Origin of the sequence: Aquimarina sp. Aq78 (genome assembly GCF_900299525.1) — a bacterium.
In the GTDB taxonomy this organism is placed as follows: Bacteria; Bacteroidota; Bacteroidia; order Flavobacteriales; family Flavobacteriaceae; genus Aquimarina.
The window spans coordinates 219,840-235,587 of sequence record NZ_OMKA01000020.1; the positions used below are offsets into that span (position 1 = coordinate 219,840).

The window sequence follows — 15,748 nt, forward strand, 5'->3', positions numbered from 1 at the left end:
AAAAAGCTTAATGCCTAAATTTCCATTTTACAAACAAGCAGAGTCGAAAGATTGTGGGCCTACTTGTATTAAGATTATCGCAAAACATTATGGAAAAGTTCTCAATACTCAAAAACTTAGATCATTAAGTGAAACCACCAGAGAAGGAAGTTCTCTTCTGGGGCTTAGTGATGCGGTAGAGGAAATAGGTTTTAGATCCCTGGGGGTAAAACTTTCTTTAAGCAAATTAGACGAGGTACCTCTACCTTGTATCGTGCACTGGAACAAAGTACATTATGTAGTTGTCTATAAAGTCAAAACTTCGCGAAAAGGTGAAATGACTATTTATGTCTCTGATCCTGCTCATGGATTGATTACCTATACAAAAGAGGAATTTATTAAAGCATGGATTGGTAATAATGCCGATGAGAATACAGAAGAAGGTGTAGCTCTATTAGTGGAGCCTACTCCTAAGTTTTATAATGACAACCTGGATGAAGAGGATCAAAAATTTGGGTTTAAGTTTATATCCAAATATGTATTTAAATATAAAGCCTTTCTTTTTCAGCTGGCATTAGGTCTGGGGGCAGGAAGTTTATTACAGCTTATTACTCCGTTTTTAACGCAAAGTATAGTCGATGTCGGAATCAAAAATCAAGATCTTAATTTCATATACCTTGTATTGATTGCAATGCTTTCTCTGTTTATTGGTAGAACATTAATCGATGTGTTAAGAAGTTGGATTTTACTTCATCTTAGTACACGTATTAATATATCGCTGATATCAGATTTTTTTATTAAGCTCATGAACCTGCCTATCTCTTATTTTGATGTAAAAATGACGGGAGATCTTTTACAAAGAATTAATGATCACAAGCGAATCGAGCAGATACTAACCATGTCTTCTTTAAACGTGCTATTCTCGATGGTAAATCTTATTGTGTTTAGTATCGTCCTTATCTATTATAGCGTTCCTATTTTTGGTATTTTTGCCATAGGAAGTACGTTCTATTTTGCATGGATACTTGTGTTCTTCAAAAAACGTAAAAAACTGGATTATAAACGTTTTTCGCAGATTAGTGAAGAGCAAAGTAAGGTTATTGAACTGGTAAATGGTATGCAGGAAATAAAACTGCATAATGCTGAAAAAAGAAAACGATGGAACTGGGAGTTTGTACAGGCAAAACTATTTAGAATATCTATTGAGAGCCTGGCTCTGGAGCAGTACCAAAGTGTAGGGTCTTCTTTTATTAATGAATTAAAAAATATCCTGATTACAGTTTTCTCTGCAAAACTGGTTATAGATGGTGATATCACATTAGGTATGATGCTGGCGATTACAGCCATAGTAGGGCAATTAAATGCGCCTATCTCTCAATTAATTAATTTCTTAAGAGAACTACAGGATGCACAAATTTCTTTAGAACGTCTGGGAGAAATTCACAATAAAGAAGATGAAGAGCACCCTGGTGATGAAAAGATTAGAGATATCTCGGCAAATTCTGGTTTTGAAATCAAGAATCTAAATTTTAGATACGTTGGTGCCGATAAACCGGTTTTAGAAAATCTCAACCTTTCTATTCCTGCTAATAAAATTACAGCTGTAGTTGGGGTTAGTGGTAGTGGAAAAACAACACTAATGAAGATCCTTCTTAAGTTCTATGAACCTGATGAAGGACAGATTTTTATTGGTTCTCATGATTTACATAATGTATCCCAAAAAGCATGGAGAGATCAATTTGGTGTGGTTATGCAAGAAGGGTATATTTTTAATGATACCATTGCTAATAATATTGCAGTAGGAGAAGATTATGTAGATAAGAAAAAATTAGCGCATGCAGTCGATGTTGCTAATATCAAAGAGTTTATCGAATCACTTCCTCTTTCTTATAATACCAAAATAGGGATGGAAGGTGTAGGATTGAGTACAGGGCAAAAACAAAGGCTGTTTATAGCTCGGTCGGTTTATAAAGACCCTAAATATTTGTTCTTTGATGAAGCCACTTCTGCTCTTGATGCCAATAATGAAAAGGTAATCATGGAAAAACTGGATACCTTCTTTAAAGACAAAACCGTAATGGTGATAGCGCATCGGTTAAGTACTGTAAAAAATGCACATCAAATTGTTGTTTTAGACAAGGGTAAAATTGTAGAAGTAGGAAATCATGAATCTCTAATTAAAGAGAAAGGAAACTATTATCACCTGGTTAAAAATCAACTCGAATTAGGGAAATAATATTTGAATTAGGAATTAGATGAAAAAAAGAAAATGTTGTTCAGACCAAAAGTTATGAATTTGCATTATATATGTACCCGTTGTGCATTTAGAAATTAATAGCATAAAAAAGCGTCAATTCGAGTGGTTTTTCGGAATAGCCTCTCGACAACGCTCGAGATGACATGAAGAAAAATTGTACTTCGGCAAGCTCAGCAGGACTATTGAGAATAGCTTTTTTGATTCAAAATTCTATTCTCGATACACTTCTTCCTTTGGTCGAAGCACTCGAATTGACGAATTTCGAATTAAAAAAACGCAAATGCACAACGGTTATGTGTATTAAATTATATAAAAACTGTATTGTACATGACAAAATTGAATGTTATAGAAATGAAATGGTTTGTCATTTCACATGATTTAGTGTAGTACAAAAAATGGATCCCAGTCTACACTGGGATGACAAATAACTATTAAATTAAAAAAATAGCAATACATAATTAAACATTATGCCAGACACCTTAGACGACATACAATTACGTAGTGAAGAAGTACAGGAAATCCTAACCAGAGTTCCGCATTGGATGATACGATGGGGAAATCTCTTGATTTTGGTATTGGTACTACTATTATTATTTCTTTCCTGGCTGGTTAAGTATCCCGATGTGATACCTGCAGAAGCGATTATCACTACTCGAATACCACCGCAAAAAGAATATGCTCAAACTAATGGTAAAATTGAATCTCTATTTGTTAAAGACAATCAAATTGTACCAAAAAATACTCCTCTGGCAATATTAGAAAGCAGTGCTAATTATAAAGATGTGTTTTTGCTTAAATCTATTGTCGATACCATCAAAGTAAATACTAAATCATTTACATTTCCTATTGATGAGTTACCGGTCTTGTTTCTGGGAGATATTGAAACCAGCTATGCAATATTCGAAAACAGTTATTCTGAATATATCCTGAATAAAGAATTACAGCCTTTTTCTAATGAAGCTATTGCAAATCAAACATCCTTATCAGAACTCTACAGACGTCTAGAAAGTCTAAAAGCTCAAAAAAGGCTTGGTAAAGCCGAACTAGAGTTTAAACGAAAAGAACTTCAGCGTCAAAAAAATCTATTTGAAAAAGGAGTAATCTCTGCACAAGAATTTGAAAGTAAAGAACTTGATTACCTGCGAACTAAACGTAATTATGAAAATAACGACGTACAGCTATCTCAAATTAATGAGAGTATTAGCAATGCTACCAAAACATCAAAAGGTACAGAAATCAATAAGAGAAAAGAAGAAATTAACCTGTTTAAAAAGGTGTTACAATCTTTTGGACAGTTAAAGAAAAGTATTAAAGACTGGGAGTTACAATATGTACTTAAGTCAGATATCGAAGGACGTGTTTCTTTCCTTAATTTTTGGACAGAAAATCAAACTGTGACCCTAGGAGATCTTGTTTTTATTATTGTTCCTTCAGAATACTCTTCTTACCTGGCAAAAATCAAAGCTCCTTCTCAAAATTCGGGAAAAATAAAAGTGGGACAAACTGCTAATATTAGGTTAGAAAATTTCCCTGATGATGAGTTTGGAACCCTGAAAGGTAAGGTAAAGCACATCTCTCTGTTACCAGATAAAGATGGGTTATATCTTATTGATGTCGAATTGCCCGAAAAACTAATTACTACCTATGACAAAGAAATTCCTTTTAAACAGGAAATGAGAGGTGTTGTAGAAATCGTAACTGAAGATCTTCGACTTATTGAGCGTTTCTTCTATCAATTTAGAACATTGATGGATAAGTAAATAACGTGAGTTCTACATAAGAAAATTTACGTCAGTCAGAGTGATTTTCGATAGAAAATTGTATCGAAGACAAGTAAATTTTCAAGCAAAAGCCTAATTTCGATACAATTTTTCTCCGTTTCACTATGAAAAATCACTCAATCTGACGGCTTTTTAAAACTAAATCCTTACATCGAATTCACGTTAAATAGATTCTCTAACGCTTTAAGAAACCTGAATTCGACGTAAGTTTAGAATTCTATAAAACCTGTCACCCTGAGCTTATCGAAGGGCTTTTAAACTTATAATTTGCTTCGACAGGCTCAGCATGACAGTAGATGTTTTTTGCATTTTAAATACTTTCTTGCCAATACTCTAGGCAAACTATACATCTACCTCTTCTGATATTTCTCCTTGAGAAGAATCAATCTCTTCTGATACTTCTTCCTGAACAGGATTAACTTCTTCTAGTATTTCTTCTTGAGAAGAATCAACCTCTTCTGATACTTCCTCTTGAGAAGAATTAATCTCATCTAATACTTCCTCTTGAGAAGAACTAGCTGCTGCCATTGGTTGAGCTTTCTCAAATTGCTCTTCCTCGCCTGAGAAATAAGGAAAAACATCCATGATAGGAGATTCTGAAATTGCAGGTACTGTATAATCACTAACAGAATCCTTCATCATACTAATGGTATTATCATAGGCTTCCTTTACATCATTAGCCTGTACCAGCAGGTACATACTCGACTTTCTTTCCTTACCGCTTTCTTCATCATAAGAAATTAAGGAAACTTTTGATTTAAACCATCGATCAGAATTTTCAAAAGGGTGTATCTCTGCAAAATTTGCAATCTTAATATTGGTGATTTTAAATTCTTCACTAATATATGCTGACATTTCTTCGTTGATTCTGGTTTCAGCTTCTGTATAGGATAAAGCATCAACCAGATAAGGTTCTGTTGTAACTTTCTGTACTCCAGATTCATTTATTTTTCTATACTTTACTTTACATTCATACCAAGTAGTGCTCATATCTTTTTTTTAGGATGGCAAATATATATTTTTAAAAAAATGCTTACCATAAATGCGCATAATAGATATTCACAATTTGAAAATTCAATGATTTCTTGATATGTATGTTCTGTTATCTAAACCGAAAATACCGAAACAGTAAACTAAAAAGACCTCACAGGAATACTGAAACTAGTTCAGCATGCCTGTGAGGTCTGATCAAAAAAGCTATTCTCGATACAGTTTTTCTCCATTTTATTCCGAAAAACCACTCGAATTGACGCTTTTTATACCATTAACATCAAAATTCGTAATGGGTTGAAGTACTAAGAACCTACTTCTTCTTTAGTCTTATCTGCATTTTTACTAGCTACCCATTCTCCTATCAATTCTTCTAATATCGTAAGTGGTACAGCTCCATTAGTTAGCACTACATCATGAAACTCTCTGATATCAAACGCATCTCCAAGGGCTTTTTTTGCATTTTCGCGTAGCTCGAGAATCTTATTCATTCCTATCTTATATGCTGTAGCCTGGCTTGGCATAACAATATGACGTTCTACCATTTTCACAGCATCACTTTCTGCATTAGGAGTATTATCAACATAATACTTAATCCCTTCTTCTCTACTCCATTTTTTGCTATGAATCCCAGTATCTACAACCAATCGGCAAGCTCTCCAAAGCTCCATTGCCAGTCTACCAAAATCTGAATACGGATCACTGTACATTCCTATTTCTTTTGGTAGTAGTTCGGTATACAATCCCCAGCCTTCTGTATATGCAGTATATCCTCCAAATTTTCTAAATTTCGGGATGTCTTGTAACTCTTGTGCGATAGATCTCTGCATATGATGTCCCGGTATACCTTCATGATATGCCAAAGCTTCCATCTGGTATGTTGGCATTGCCGTCATATCATATAAATTGGCATAATATGTCCCTGGTCTTGCCCCATCAGGAGTTCCACTTTGATAAAAGGCTTTTCCTGCATTTTTCTCTCTAAAAGGCTCTACTGCTTTTACAATGATATCTGCTTTGGGTTTAGTAATAAAAAGCTCATCCAACCTGGATTTCATCGTATCAATTAATCCAACTGCTTGTTTAAGGTATGCTGCTTTTCCTTCTTCGGTATTCGCTAAATAGAACTTTTTATCTTCTTTCATATACTTGAAAAAATCTTGTAATGTTCCTTCGTATTTAACTTGCTTCATAATATCCCGCATCTCACCATGAATACGAGCCACTTCTTTTAATCCCAGTTCATGAATCTGATCTGCAGTCATCGTAGTAGTGGTCGTGCGTTGTAATGCATTATTATAAAACGCATCTCCTTTAGGAAATTTCCAGCAACCATCATCTGTAGTTGCTCTTTGTTGTTGTCCTTCTAGTAATGTGATCAAATTATCATAAGCTGGTTTCACACTGTCTATAAGTCCTTTTTCTGCTTTAGATACCAATTCGCTCTGTTCTTCATCAGATAACTTAAGTGTTGAAATTTTACTTTTAAAGTCAGCTAATAAAGTACTTTCCTGATTAGATTTATCAAAGGGCTGCCCTACAATAATATTGCGACTATCATCAAGAACTCTGGCAAATACAAACTTAGGAGGAAGGATTCCGTTCTTTTCTCTGATCTTTATATTTTCTATCGCTTGAGTAAACATTTCATTAATACCATTTAATCTGGAAATGTAAGCTTCTGCATCACTCTTATCCTTGATTTTATGCATATTGATAAGAAAAGCAGGAATCCTGGACTGCATTCCAAACATTTGATTTACAGGATAATCATAGAATCTATATTGAAAGTCTGCAATCTCATCTTCGAGATCTTTTTTCATCAATTTATAACTTAGAGCAGTTGCTTCGTTTAATTTAGAAACATCTACAGAATCTTTTAAATAGCCAAGGCGTTCTTTTGCTCTTTCTAAATCTTCTGCTTCTTGTTTAGATGAGATATCATCCCATTTACCGTAATCGTCTGTTTTAATTCCTAAATACGTTTGCATCATTGGTGATTTGTCAATTTCTTGCTGAAACTGTGCTTCGAACCAATCGTTTAGGTTTTTTGACTGCTCTTCGATAATGTCTGCCTGTGACGCTACATCCTGTTCTGGTTCTTTTGCTTCTTGCTTACAGCTGGTTAATGCCAGAAGAGAACAAAATAGCAATACACTGATTTTTACTTTGGTCATGATAGTATATATTAGGGTTTATTAGTTATTTTAAAATCATAACTTCTATTGTAGAATCATGATATACTTTATGTGTTTGCTTGGTAAAATCAGATTCTGTTGCCTTAAAGATATTAGGAACATAGGTTTGTGGGTTTAAATCGATTAAAGGAAACCAGGTACTCTGTACCTGAATCTGTATTTTATGTCCTTTCTTAAACGTATGATGAATATCCTGCAACTTAATATTTACATCTGTTTTTTGATTAGCAACAAAAGGTTCTGGTTTACTAAAATCATTTCGAAAACGTCCTCTCATTACTTCACTACGAACCATCATATGGTAATTAGCCATTTTTAAATACGCCTGCGTCTCCTCTGTATCTTCGACATCATTGGGATATACATCTATCAATTTTACCGCCCAGTCCGCATCTGTACCTGTTGTAGCTACCTTTAGTTTTGCCAATACTTCTCCTGATAATGTTATATCCTCGGTAAGAACAGGAGTTTCAAAAACTAAAACATCGGGACGACGTGCTGCAAATCGTTGATCATCTGTCATATATTTTCTTGGCGTAAATACCATTTTAACATCTTCAGAATAAGGAACTGGTTTTTTAGGGTCACTTATAAATTCTGAAGCCCCTGTTCCGCTTTTACCAGACAATTCATCATTGGCAGAAAGGTAGAATGTCTTTTTCTCTACATTTGCCGGAGGCCAACTTTCATAAGAATTCCATTCCTTTTTTCCGGTATCAAAAATTTGAATTTCTGGTAATCCGGTTTTTCCATCTGCATCTCCTTTTAGAAAGTGATTAAAAAAAGTAGTTTCTACATTTTTTTGAAAATTTAAAGAAAGGTCATCCCCAAAATAGACATTACCAATAGCTTGACGTTTTTTGGTTCTTGCCCAATCTCCATGACTCCATGGTCCAAAAACCATAATGTTATAATTATCACTTTTCTTTTCGATATTTTCATAAGTCTCGAAAGGGCCATATAAATCTTCGGCATCAAATAAACCTCCCACAGTCATAACTGCTGGCTTAATTTTTTGGTTTTTTAAATGCTGAATTATTCCTCTTTTTTGCCAGAATTCATCATAATTCGGGTGTTCTTTTAATTGTGTCCAAAACACATTATCTTCTTTATAATATTGGTCTAAAGAGCTTAAAGGTCCAGCATCCAAAAAGAATTGATATTGATCTTTACTTTTCAGTTCTGGAAAAGTGTACCAACTCTTTGTTGTAGGTTCAGTTTTTTCATACCCAAAAACTGCTGTAGCTCTCCAATAACTCAATAAATATGCGCCATTATGATGAAAATCATCAAAAAAGAAATCACCAATACATGCTTGTGGCGATACTGCTTTTAAAGCCGGGTGTGCATCTAATAAAGAATAAGTAGCATAGAAACCAGGATATGAGATCCCCCATATTCCTACTTTTTTATTGGTATTCGATACATTCTTTATTAACCAATCTATCGTGTCATAGGTATCACTAGCTTCATCAAATTGTTTTCCTTTTTTACCAGGAATATACGCTCTCATATTATCATATACTCCTTCACTCATCCAGCGCCCTCGCACATCCTGATAGACAACAATATTACCTTCTTTCATTAAAAACTCATTCGGGCCTATTTTAGATCTAAATTTATCCTTACCATATGGTCTCGAACTATACGGAGTTCGATGCATTAAAATTGGGTATTTTTTTGAAGTATCTTTTGGAGCATAAATTGTGGTATGAAGTTTAACTCCATCTCTCATCACAATATCAACTTCTTGTTTTGTATAGTGTTTTTTTACATCATAGGAATCTGCTTCCTGAGAAAACATAATACTTGTGCAAAGAAGCATTATGCTTCTTAAAAGAATTAATCTGACTGATCGCATTGGTTTAAGTTTAGTTTATTGCTGAAGATAAAAAAATGGTGCTGCGAGCCAGATAGTTTTAAGGAGATTTTAACAACTTACAATCAATATAGACATATTGTAACAAGCTCAACCCAATATAATCAGTCTATAAGAAGTATGTTATTTTTCTATACATGGCTTTCCTATAACTTTTTCGAATGCTATAACTTTTGCTAAACTGTAATCGCCAAAAAGCATTTTTTTAAGTTCGAATTTTGCTTTTATGTAGTAGTTTTTATCAGACATTTCAAGTGGACTTTCGGGCCATAATTTATCAAAATCTACTTTACTTACATATACCCATTTAATAGCATCATATGGTTCTGCAAGCCATATTCTTTTATTTCTATTTATAGATTCAAAACTATATCTTACATAATCTTTCTGTTCTATATCAATCATTTTATATTTTATAGAAGAGTCAATTATTATCACAGAATTCGAAGTCAAAAACCGATACCTAAATAATAGAACTAAAAAAACAAGAAAGATTACTCCACAGATACTTATAAAAATATTCATTATCCACCTATGGTTTTAGTGATTTTTAATGTAAAAAATTACTTAGTAAAGTTCTTCAGGCCCGCCTGTAACCATTTAAGATATTCATTTGTATCTGGAGTATATGCTGTGGTTTTATTCAGTAAATTCATATCTGCATCTAATAGTGCATAATAAGGTTGTGAGTTATTTTTAAAATTTAAGGTCTGAAATGTCGCCCACTTATCTCCTACTGTTCTAATCTCTTTAATTCTTCCATCGGGTTTTAAAAACTTAAATTGATCATTTTCTGATAACTTTTTACGATCATCAACATATAAAGAAATTAAGACATACTTGTCCTTAAGGATATCAATAATTTCTGGATGACTCCACACCTGTTCTTCCATTTTACGGCAATTCACACAAGCCCACCCTGTAAAATCAAGCATAATGGGTTTATTTTGGGCTTTGGCAGCTTTCACTCCTTCTTCAAAATCGGTATATGCATTAAGTCCTAAGGGTCCGTGAGCTTCTTTTTCATAGATACTATAAAATAATGGTGGAGGGAAACCACTTAGTAATTTTAAGTTCGCATAGGCTGTATTGGTAAGCCCCGGAATTAAATAAATGACAAAAGCCAATGTGATAATACCTATAGTTTTTCTTCCTTTACTTAATTTTTGTATTGGGCTATCATGAGGAAAGCGTATTTTACCAAAAAGATACAAGGTTAGTCCCAGACCAATAATAATCCAAATACCAATAAATATTTCTCGTTTTAAAATCCCCCAGTGTTCTACAAGATCAGCGTTTGATAAAAATTTAAATGCCAATGCAAGTTCGATAAAACCTAAGACAACTTTTACGGCATTTAGCCATCCCCCGCTTTTTGGTAAAGAGTTTAGCCAATTAGGAAATAATGCAAATAATGCAAATGGCAGTGCTAAGGCTAATCCAAAACCTCCCATACCAAAGCTTAGTTGCATCGCTCCTCCATCACTACTTAGAGAACCTCCTAGTAATGATCCCAAAATTGGTCCCGTACACGAGAATGATACCAGCGCCAATGTTAATGCCATAAAGAATATACCTATCACTCCCCCGATACTAGTAGCTTTACTATCTAGTTTGGTACTCCAGGAAGCAGGCAAGGTAATTTCGAAATAACCAAAAAAGGATATCGCAAATACAATAAAAATGACAAAGAAGATAATATTAAGAGTCACATTTGTCGAAATATTATTCAATATCTCTGGATCTAACGAGTCTAACAAATGAAAAGGAAGGCTTAATAAAATATAAATAATGAATATAAAAAATCCATATAAAATAGCATTAAATAATCCTTTTTTACGATCCTTGGCTCCTTTGGTAAAAAAAGAAACTGTAAGCGGTATCATAGGAAATACGCAAGGAGTCAATAAAGCTATTAACCCTCCCAAAAACCCTAAAAGGAAAATATTAAAATAGCTTTTCTCCTCTACTTGTTCTGAAGGAAAAACATCTTTACCTTTTATATCAATATATAATGCTTTGGATTTCTTTTGATCTCCTTCTGTAATACTAGACAGATCTCCTTTATTTTCAATTGCTTCTCCAGAAAGATTGATATCAAATTCTACAGTCTCTGGTGCTAAACATTTCTCATCATCACAAACCGAAAAGAACACTTCTGCTTTAACCTGTTCCAAAGTTTTGTCTACTCGCTTGATTTTTTGAGAAAAAGTCACTTTATCTTCAAAATACTTCACATCCATCTCGAAGATATTGTCATACTTTTCAATACCTTTAGGCTCTATCGTTTCTCCTATAAGTGTATAACTCTCGGGAGTATTATTGTAAGTAAATTCTGTTGGTGTTGGAGCTATCTCATCACTATCTGATTCATTTTGAGAATACAAATGCCATCCTTTGTCGAGAGTAGCTTCAAAGTATAAGATATAAGTATCATCAGTTTCCTTCTCTATAGTAGCTTTCCACTTAACAGGATCCAATGTTTGCGAAAAAAGCGTTGTAGAAAATAATATAGTGGTCAGTAATAATAAGAGATATCGCATCAGGCTATTGTAATTTTAAGTATTTGTTTTGTTTGGGGTATTATTTTAAATCTATTATCTGCTCTATAGTTTATAATCCAAATTATTTCTTTTCCAGAACATAATAACCATACTCTTTCTTTAGCGAGTAAAGATAGTTTTTCGTCTTTAAAATATTTACTCAATTTCTTTTTCCCTTTCATCCCCAGAGGGTAAAAATAGTCGCCTTCTTTCCATTTTCTTACAGTTAATGGATACTTTAACTTTTCTTTATCAACATAAATGGTCTTAAGATCTATATCTGAGATTTCGGATGTTACTTTAAATTTAAGTGTTCCCGGGGGGATCATCAACATACTTTCGGCTTCAGGTATATTATAATTGCGATCTATTATTTTTTCTGATATTGGACTCAATAATAAACATTCTCTATCTTTTACCAAACGATGGGTTCCCGAAAAAATTTGTTTTCCGGATTGACCAGTGATCATATATTCAATATCACTCCAGGCTTTAAAACCATATTCTTTTAATAAAAAATATAGGCAGGCCCTTGGATTTCCATAATCAACTAATCTATTAATAGGTATTTTAATAGTATCATTTTCTGAAACCTCGAACAATTCCTTTTTAAGTTGAGTTACCTGGCTTTTAATAAATTCACTACTTTGTTTTAAGTATTCTAAAGTGGTATTAAAATTCTGTAAAAACTGGGGGTTAACAACTTTTAATTCTGGGATTACATCAAGACGCAGTTTATTTCGCAGGTATTTCGTGCTACTATTACTACTATCTTCTCTCCATTGCCAGTCATTTTTTTCTGCATATGCTAAAATCTGCTCTCTCGAAAATGGCAATAGCGGTCGTACAAAAGTTTCATTAATTTCTGGTATACCTGTTAATCCTTCTATCCCAGTACCTCTGGATAGATTTATTAAAAAAGTCTCTAGATTATCATCTGCATGATGCGCGGTAAGAATATAACCAAACTGATGCTCTAGGGCTAGTTTCTTAAACCAATCGTATCGTAGCTCTCTGGCGGCCATCTGAATTGATAAACTATGATTTACAGCATAGTTTTCTGTATCAAATTGTGTAGTAAAAACTGAGCATTGAAGCTCATCAGACAATTGAGTGACAAAATTTGCATCATCATTACTTTCTTCTCCTCTTAATTTAAAATTACAATGTGCTATACTATATTGGAGATCTAGTGCATGACAAAGTCTTACAAGTACAACACTATCTAATCCACCACTACATGCGATTAATAATTTGCTTCCCGAAAGAAATGGAAGGTTTGTGGTAATATGATCTTTGAACTCCTGTAACAACAGATTTTGGATTAGAATTTTCGGTTTTTCAAATATACGATTTTGAATTGCGATAACAATCTTCTTTGAAAATTACATTTACATATTGATTATCAGGTTTTTAACACTTTATTTGGTTTGTTTTTATTATTTTTAGAAAGCAACTCTTAAATTACTGATAAATGAATAGGACACATGAATTACAAGAATTTTATGAGGCGGATGACCAAAGGGAATTTAGTAAAAAATTATTATCCATTGTACCACACTTACATCCCTATGTAAAACACAGATTATATATTGCAGAAAGCGTGGGTATTTTACCACAGAACATGTATTGTTCTAATGGTATTATAGATGATGCGATATTGAAACTTTATCATGATGATCTGGATGTCGAAATAGATACCTTATCTCTGGAACTTAAACTCTTTAAAATTGCCGATGAGCTTATTGACGAATTATATATTCGTGAAGGTTGGCATCAAAGAAATATTAGCACCAGTTATTTTCTAAAGGAAGAACTCGAAAAACTTGAAGAGAATTATACCGTTGAAGGAGATAATGAACTTATTATGAAAGAAGAATTAGATGATATTTGTTATCATCAAAATTCTGAAGAAAAGCAGAGTTTTATATATAATGATATGGATTCTGATATTCTTAAAGTTATAGATTCTGAACCCTCCTCAGAACATAGAAAACAGAAATTATTAGGTAAGTTCTATAGTTGGCTCCCAATCGAGACTTCTAAAATTATTGACCTTTTTGTTTTCGGAAGATTAAACTTTGAAGAAATTGCTAAAATTAAAGATATAACCGCACAAGAGGTCAAGGAAATTATCATTGATGTACGAAAGAGTTTTAGAAGAAATCTTATTTAGTTAGTAGTATTGAGTCGTAGTTTTATAATATTACCTATGTACTTTTTATTGCAATCCTTCTAATACTTCTCGCATTGCTTTTGCTTTAAGTAAACATTCTTCGTATTCTTTATCGGGATCTGACTTGGCAGTTATAGCTCCCCCAACGGTATATGATATATATTGCCGTTCCTCATTATAAAGAATACTTCTAATCACTACATTGAAGTCAAAATCTCCATCTGGAGTAAAATATCCTACCGCTCCACTGTATAAACCTCTTTTAGATTTCTCTAGGTTTTCTATGATTTGCATTGCAGAAATCTTGGGTGCCCCGGTCATACTTCCCATTGGGAAAGTAGTTTTGATAACATCAACAGGAGAAGTGGTATCATCAATTGTAGAAGTTACCGTAGATATCATTTGATGTACTTGTTTAAACGAATATACCTTACACAATTCCTCAACAGTAACCGACCCTTTGGTTGCAGTTCTTGATAAATCATTTCGTACCAGATCCACAATCATTACATTTTCTGATCGCTCTTTGGGGTCATTATATAAATCTGATACTAATCTTGTATCCTCATCAATGTCCTGAGACCTTTTTGCCGTTCCTTTTATGGGTTGAGAAATTATTTTTTCACCTTCTTTTCGCAAATAGCGTTCTGGTGAAGCTGATAGCAAATAGTGGTCATTCATTCTAAAAAATGTGGCAAAAGGAGGTTTTGAAATATCGTTTAAGTGATAATATGTCTGTAAAGGATCAATACAACTGTTTTTTGCAAAAAACTCCTGGCAAAAATTAGCTTCATAAATATCTCCCCGATGAATATGAGCAAGCATTTCATTTACCTTCTCTTTATATTCATCTTTTGTAATACGTAGGCTTATTTTTACCTTACCACAAGGTTTCTCTATAGTACCTTTTTTGAGTATTAAACTCTCAGAAATTGTCTTAAAATCTTCTTCTATTTCATCATCTACCATTCTTAAATAATGCATTTCGAGAATATTTCCTTTAAGTAAAAAAAGTTTTTTAGGCTGAAAAAAATACAAATCCGGAAAACATAGTTCATCCTGATTTGCAGAAATTAAGTCCTCTGTATCATTTTTAAGATCATAAGAAAGATATCCAAAAATCCAATCCGAAGTTAATCCCTGATATTCTTTTAATGTATCAAAACCATTATAATAATCGGTTTTTATAGTAGTAAAAGCATCTACCGCCAATACAGCATCATAACTAGAATATTGCTGTGAATAGCTATTAGAATCAAGCCAAATAGCCTCTTCGAATTGCTGTCCCCAGTGTAGTAGCTTAGTTTTAAATTCTGAAAAATCTTCTAAAGTATATTGTTGAACACTTCGCACTTGCTCATTAAATTTGATGTGCAAAAGTACTGAGAACTTCGTTTAATCCCAATAAAAGTGTCTCATCTGTTACGGTGTTTGATTCTATAGAAAAATTATCATAAAAAGAAGGAAAACTAAAACTCTCCACAATTTCGGCTCCAAATCTGGGAAACACATTCTTAGCAAATTCTAATGAACTTAATCCTCCTCTTTTTCCTGGAGAAGTACTCATCAACAAAATTTTCTTTCCTTCCAGAAAATTACGGTCCAACCGAGATAACCAATCTATTACATTTTTAAAAAAAGCACCCCAGCTACCATTATGTTCATTTACAGAAATAATCAATGCATCAGCCTCAGAGATTTCTTGTTTTAGTCCCATAACCATCCCTGGGAAACCATTATTTTTTTCTTCATCCTCGCTATACATCGGCATAGCATAATTTACCAGGTTAATTATTCTTATATCATGTCCCTTTATTTCTGAAACTACAAACTCTACGAGCTTATGATTAATCGAAGTACTGCTATTAGAACCTGCGAAGGCAATGATTTTCTTCATTAGTATTGTATTAGGAAGTCAAAAGTAACCAAAATGTTCACAGTCCCA

Annotated in this window: 11 protein-coding genes; 3 read left to right on the forward strand and 8 right to left on the reverse strand. The window is 33.3% G+C overall.

Annotation, left to right across the window (positions count from 1 at the left end):
• The first annotated feature begins 10 nt into the window (after window positions 1–10).
• Window positions 11–2,215, forward strand: coding sequence for a peptidase domain-containing ABC transporter (locus DG435_RS12580; RefSeq protein ID WP_106791213.1), 2,205 nt, complete (start codon window positions 11–13; stop codon window positions 2,213–2,215).
• Window positions 2,216–2,703: 488 nt separating this feature from the next.
• Window positions 2,704–3,996, forward strand: a complete 1,293-nt coding sequence (locus tag DG435_RS12585) for an HlyD family secretion protein (protein ID WP_106791214.1) — start codon at window positions 2,704–2,706, stop codon at window positions 3,994–3,996.
• 363 nt (window positions 3,997–4,359) lie between these two features.
• Here DG435_RS12585 and DG435_RS12590 read toward each other — a convergent pair whose 3' ends face one another.
• The 6 genes from DG435_RS12590 to tilS form a co-directional block, all read right to left on the reverse strand.
• Entirely contained in the window at window positions 4,360–5,007 is a 648-nt protein-coding gene (locus tag DG435_RS12590; RefSeq protein ID WP_106791215.1) for a DUF4494 domain-containing protein, read from the reverse strand.
• 305 nt (window positions 5,008–5,312) lie between these two features.
• On the reverse strand, window positions 5,313–7,184 hold the full coding sequence (locus tag DG435_RS12595; protein WP_106791216.1) for a DUF885 family protein: 1,872 nt from the start codon (window positions 7,182–7,184) through the stop codon (window positions 5,313–5,315).
• Between the two features lie 25 nt (window positions 7,185–7,209).
• On the reverse strand, window positions 7,210–9,066 hold the full coding sequence (locus DG435_RS12600) for a CocE/NonD family hydrolase (RefSeq protein ID WP_106791217.1): 1,857 nt from the start codon (window positions 9,064–9,066) through the stop codon (window positions 7,210–7,212).
• Window positions 9,067–9,207: 141 nt separating this feature from the next.
• Entirely contained in the window at window positions 9,208–9,489 is a 282-nt protein-coding gene (locus tag DG435_RS12605; protein ID WP_159025452.1) for a hypothetical protein, read from the reverse strand.
• 158 nt (window positions 9,490–9,647) lie between these two features.
• Window positions 9,648–11,627, reverse strand: coding sequence for a thioredoxin family protein (locus DG435_RS12610; protein WP_106791219.1), 1,980 nt, complete (start codon window positions 11,625–11,627; stop codon window positions 9,648–9,650).
• Window positions 11,627–12,940: a tRNA lysidine(34) synthetase TilS gene (gene tilS, locus DG435_RS12615; RefSeq protein ID WP_106791220.1), complete on the reverse strand. Its 1,314-nt coding sequence runs from the start codon at window positions 12,938–12,940 to the stop codon at window positions 11,627–11,629. The genes DG435_RS12610 and tilS overlap by 1 nt, the downstream gene beginning before the upstream one ends.
• A gap of 161 nt (window positions 12,941–13,101) precedes the next feature.
• Here tilS and DG435_RS12620 point away from each other — a divergent pair, with 161 nt between their 5' ends.
• Window positions 13,102–13,803, forward strand: a complete 702-nt coding sequence (locus DG435_RS12620) for a hypothetical protein (protein ID WP_106791221.1) — start codon at window positions 13,102–13,104, stop codon at window positions 13,801–13,803.
• A 45-nt stretch (window positions 13,804–13,848) separates the two neighbouring features.
• Here the strand turns inward: DG435_RS12620 and pabB are convergent, their stop codons facing one another.
• Both pabB and DG435_RS12630 read right to left on the reverse strand, forming a co-directional pair.
• Window positions 13,849–15,156 carry an aminodeoxychorismate synthase component I gene (gene pabB / locus DG435_RS12625; RefSeq protein ID WP_106791267.1) on the reverse strand — a complete coding sequence of 436 codons (1,308 nt, stop codon included), beginning with the start codon at window positions 15,154–15,156 and terminating at the stop codon, window positions 13,849–13,851.
• A 7-nt stretch (window positions 15,157–15,163) separates the two neighbouring features.
• On the reverse strand, window positions 15,164–15,700 hold the full coding sequence (locus tag DG435_RS12630; protein ID WP_106791222.1) for an NADPH-dependent FMN reductase: 537 nt from the start codon (window positions 15,698–15,700) through the stop codon (window positions 15,164–15,166).
• Window positions 15,701–15,748: the final 48 nt, after the last annotated feature.

What these genes read in the sequence shown, in the direction of transcription:
- DG435_RS12580 (WP_106791213.1), top strand. Translation starts at nt 11, where the DNA reads ATGCCTAAATTTCCATTTTACAAACAAGCAGAGTCGAAAGATTGTGGG.
- DG435_RS12585 (WP_106791214.1), top strand. Translation starts at nt 2,704, where the DNA reads ATGCCAGACACCTTAGACGACATACAATTACGTAGTGAAGAAGTACAG.
- DG435_RS12590 (WP_106791215.1), bottom strand. Translation starts at nt 5,007, where the DNA reads ATGAGCACTACTTGGTATGAATGTAAAGTAAAGTATAGAAAAATAAAT.
- DG435_RS12620 (WP_106791221.1), top strand. Translation starts at nt 13,102, where the DNA reads ATGAATAGGACACATGAATTACAAGAATTTTATGAGGCGGATGACCAA.
- DG435_RS12595 (WP_106791216.1), bottom strand. Translation starts at nt 7,184, where the DNA reads ATGACCAAAGTAAAAATCAGTGTATTGCTATTTTGTTCTCTTCTGGCA.
- DG435_RS12610 (WP_106791219.1), bottom strand. Translation starts at nt 11,627, where the DNA reads ATGCGATATCTCTTATTATTACTGACCACTATATTATTTTCTACAACG.
- DG435_RS12600 (WP_106791217.1), bottom strand. Translation starts at nt 9,066, where the DNA reads ATGCGATCAGTCAGATTAATTCTTTTAAGAAGCATAATGCTTCTTTGC.
- DG435_RS12630 (WP_106791222.1), bottom strand. Translation starts at nt 15,700, where the DNA reads ATGAAGAAAATCATTGCCTTCGCAGGTTCTAATAGCAGTACTTCGATT.
- DG435_RS12605 (WP_159025452.1), bottom strand. Translation starts at nt 9,489, where the DNA reads ATGATTGATATAGAACAGAAAGATTATGTAAGATATAGTTTTGAATCT.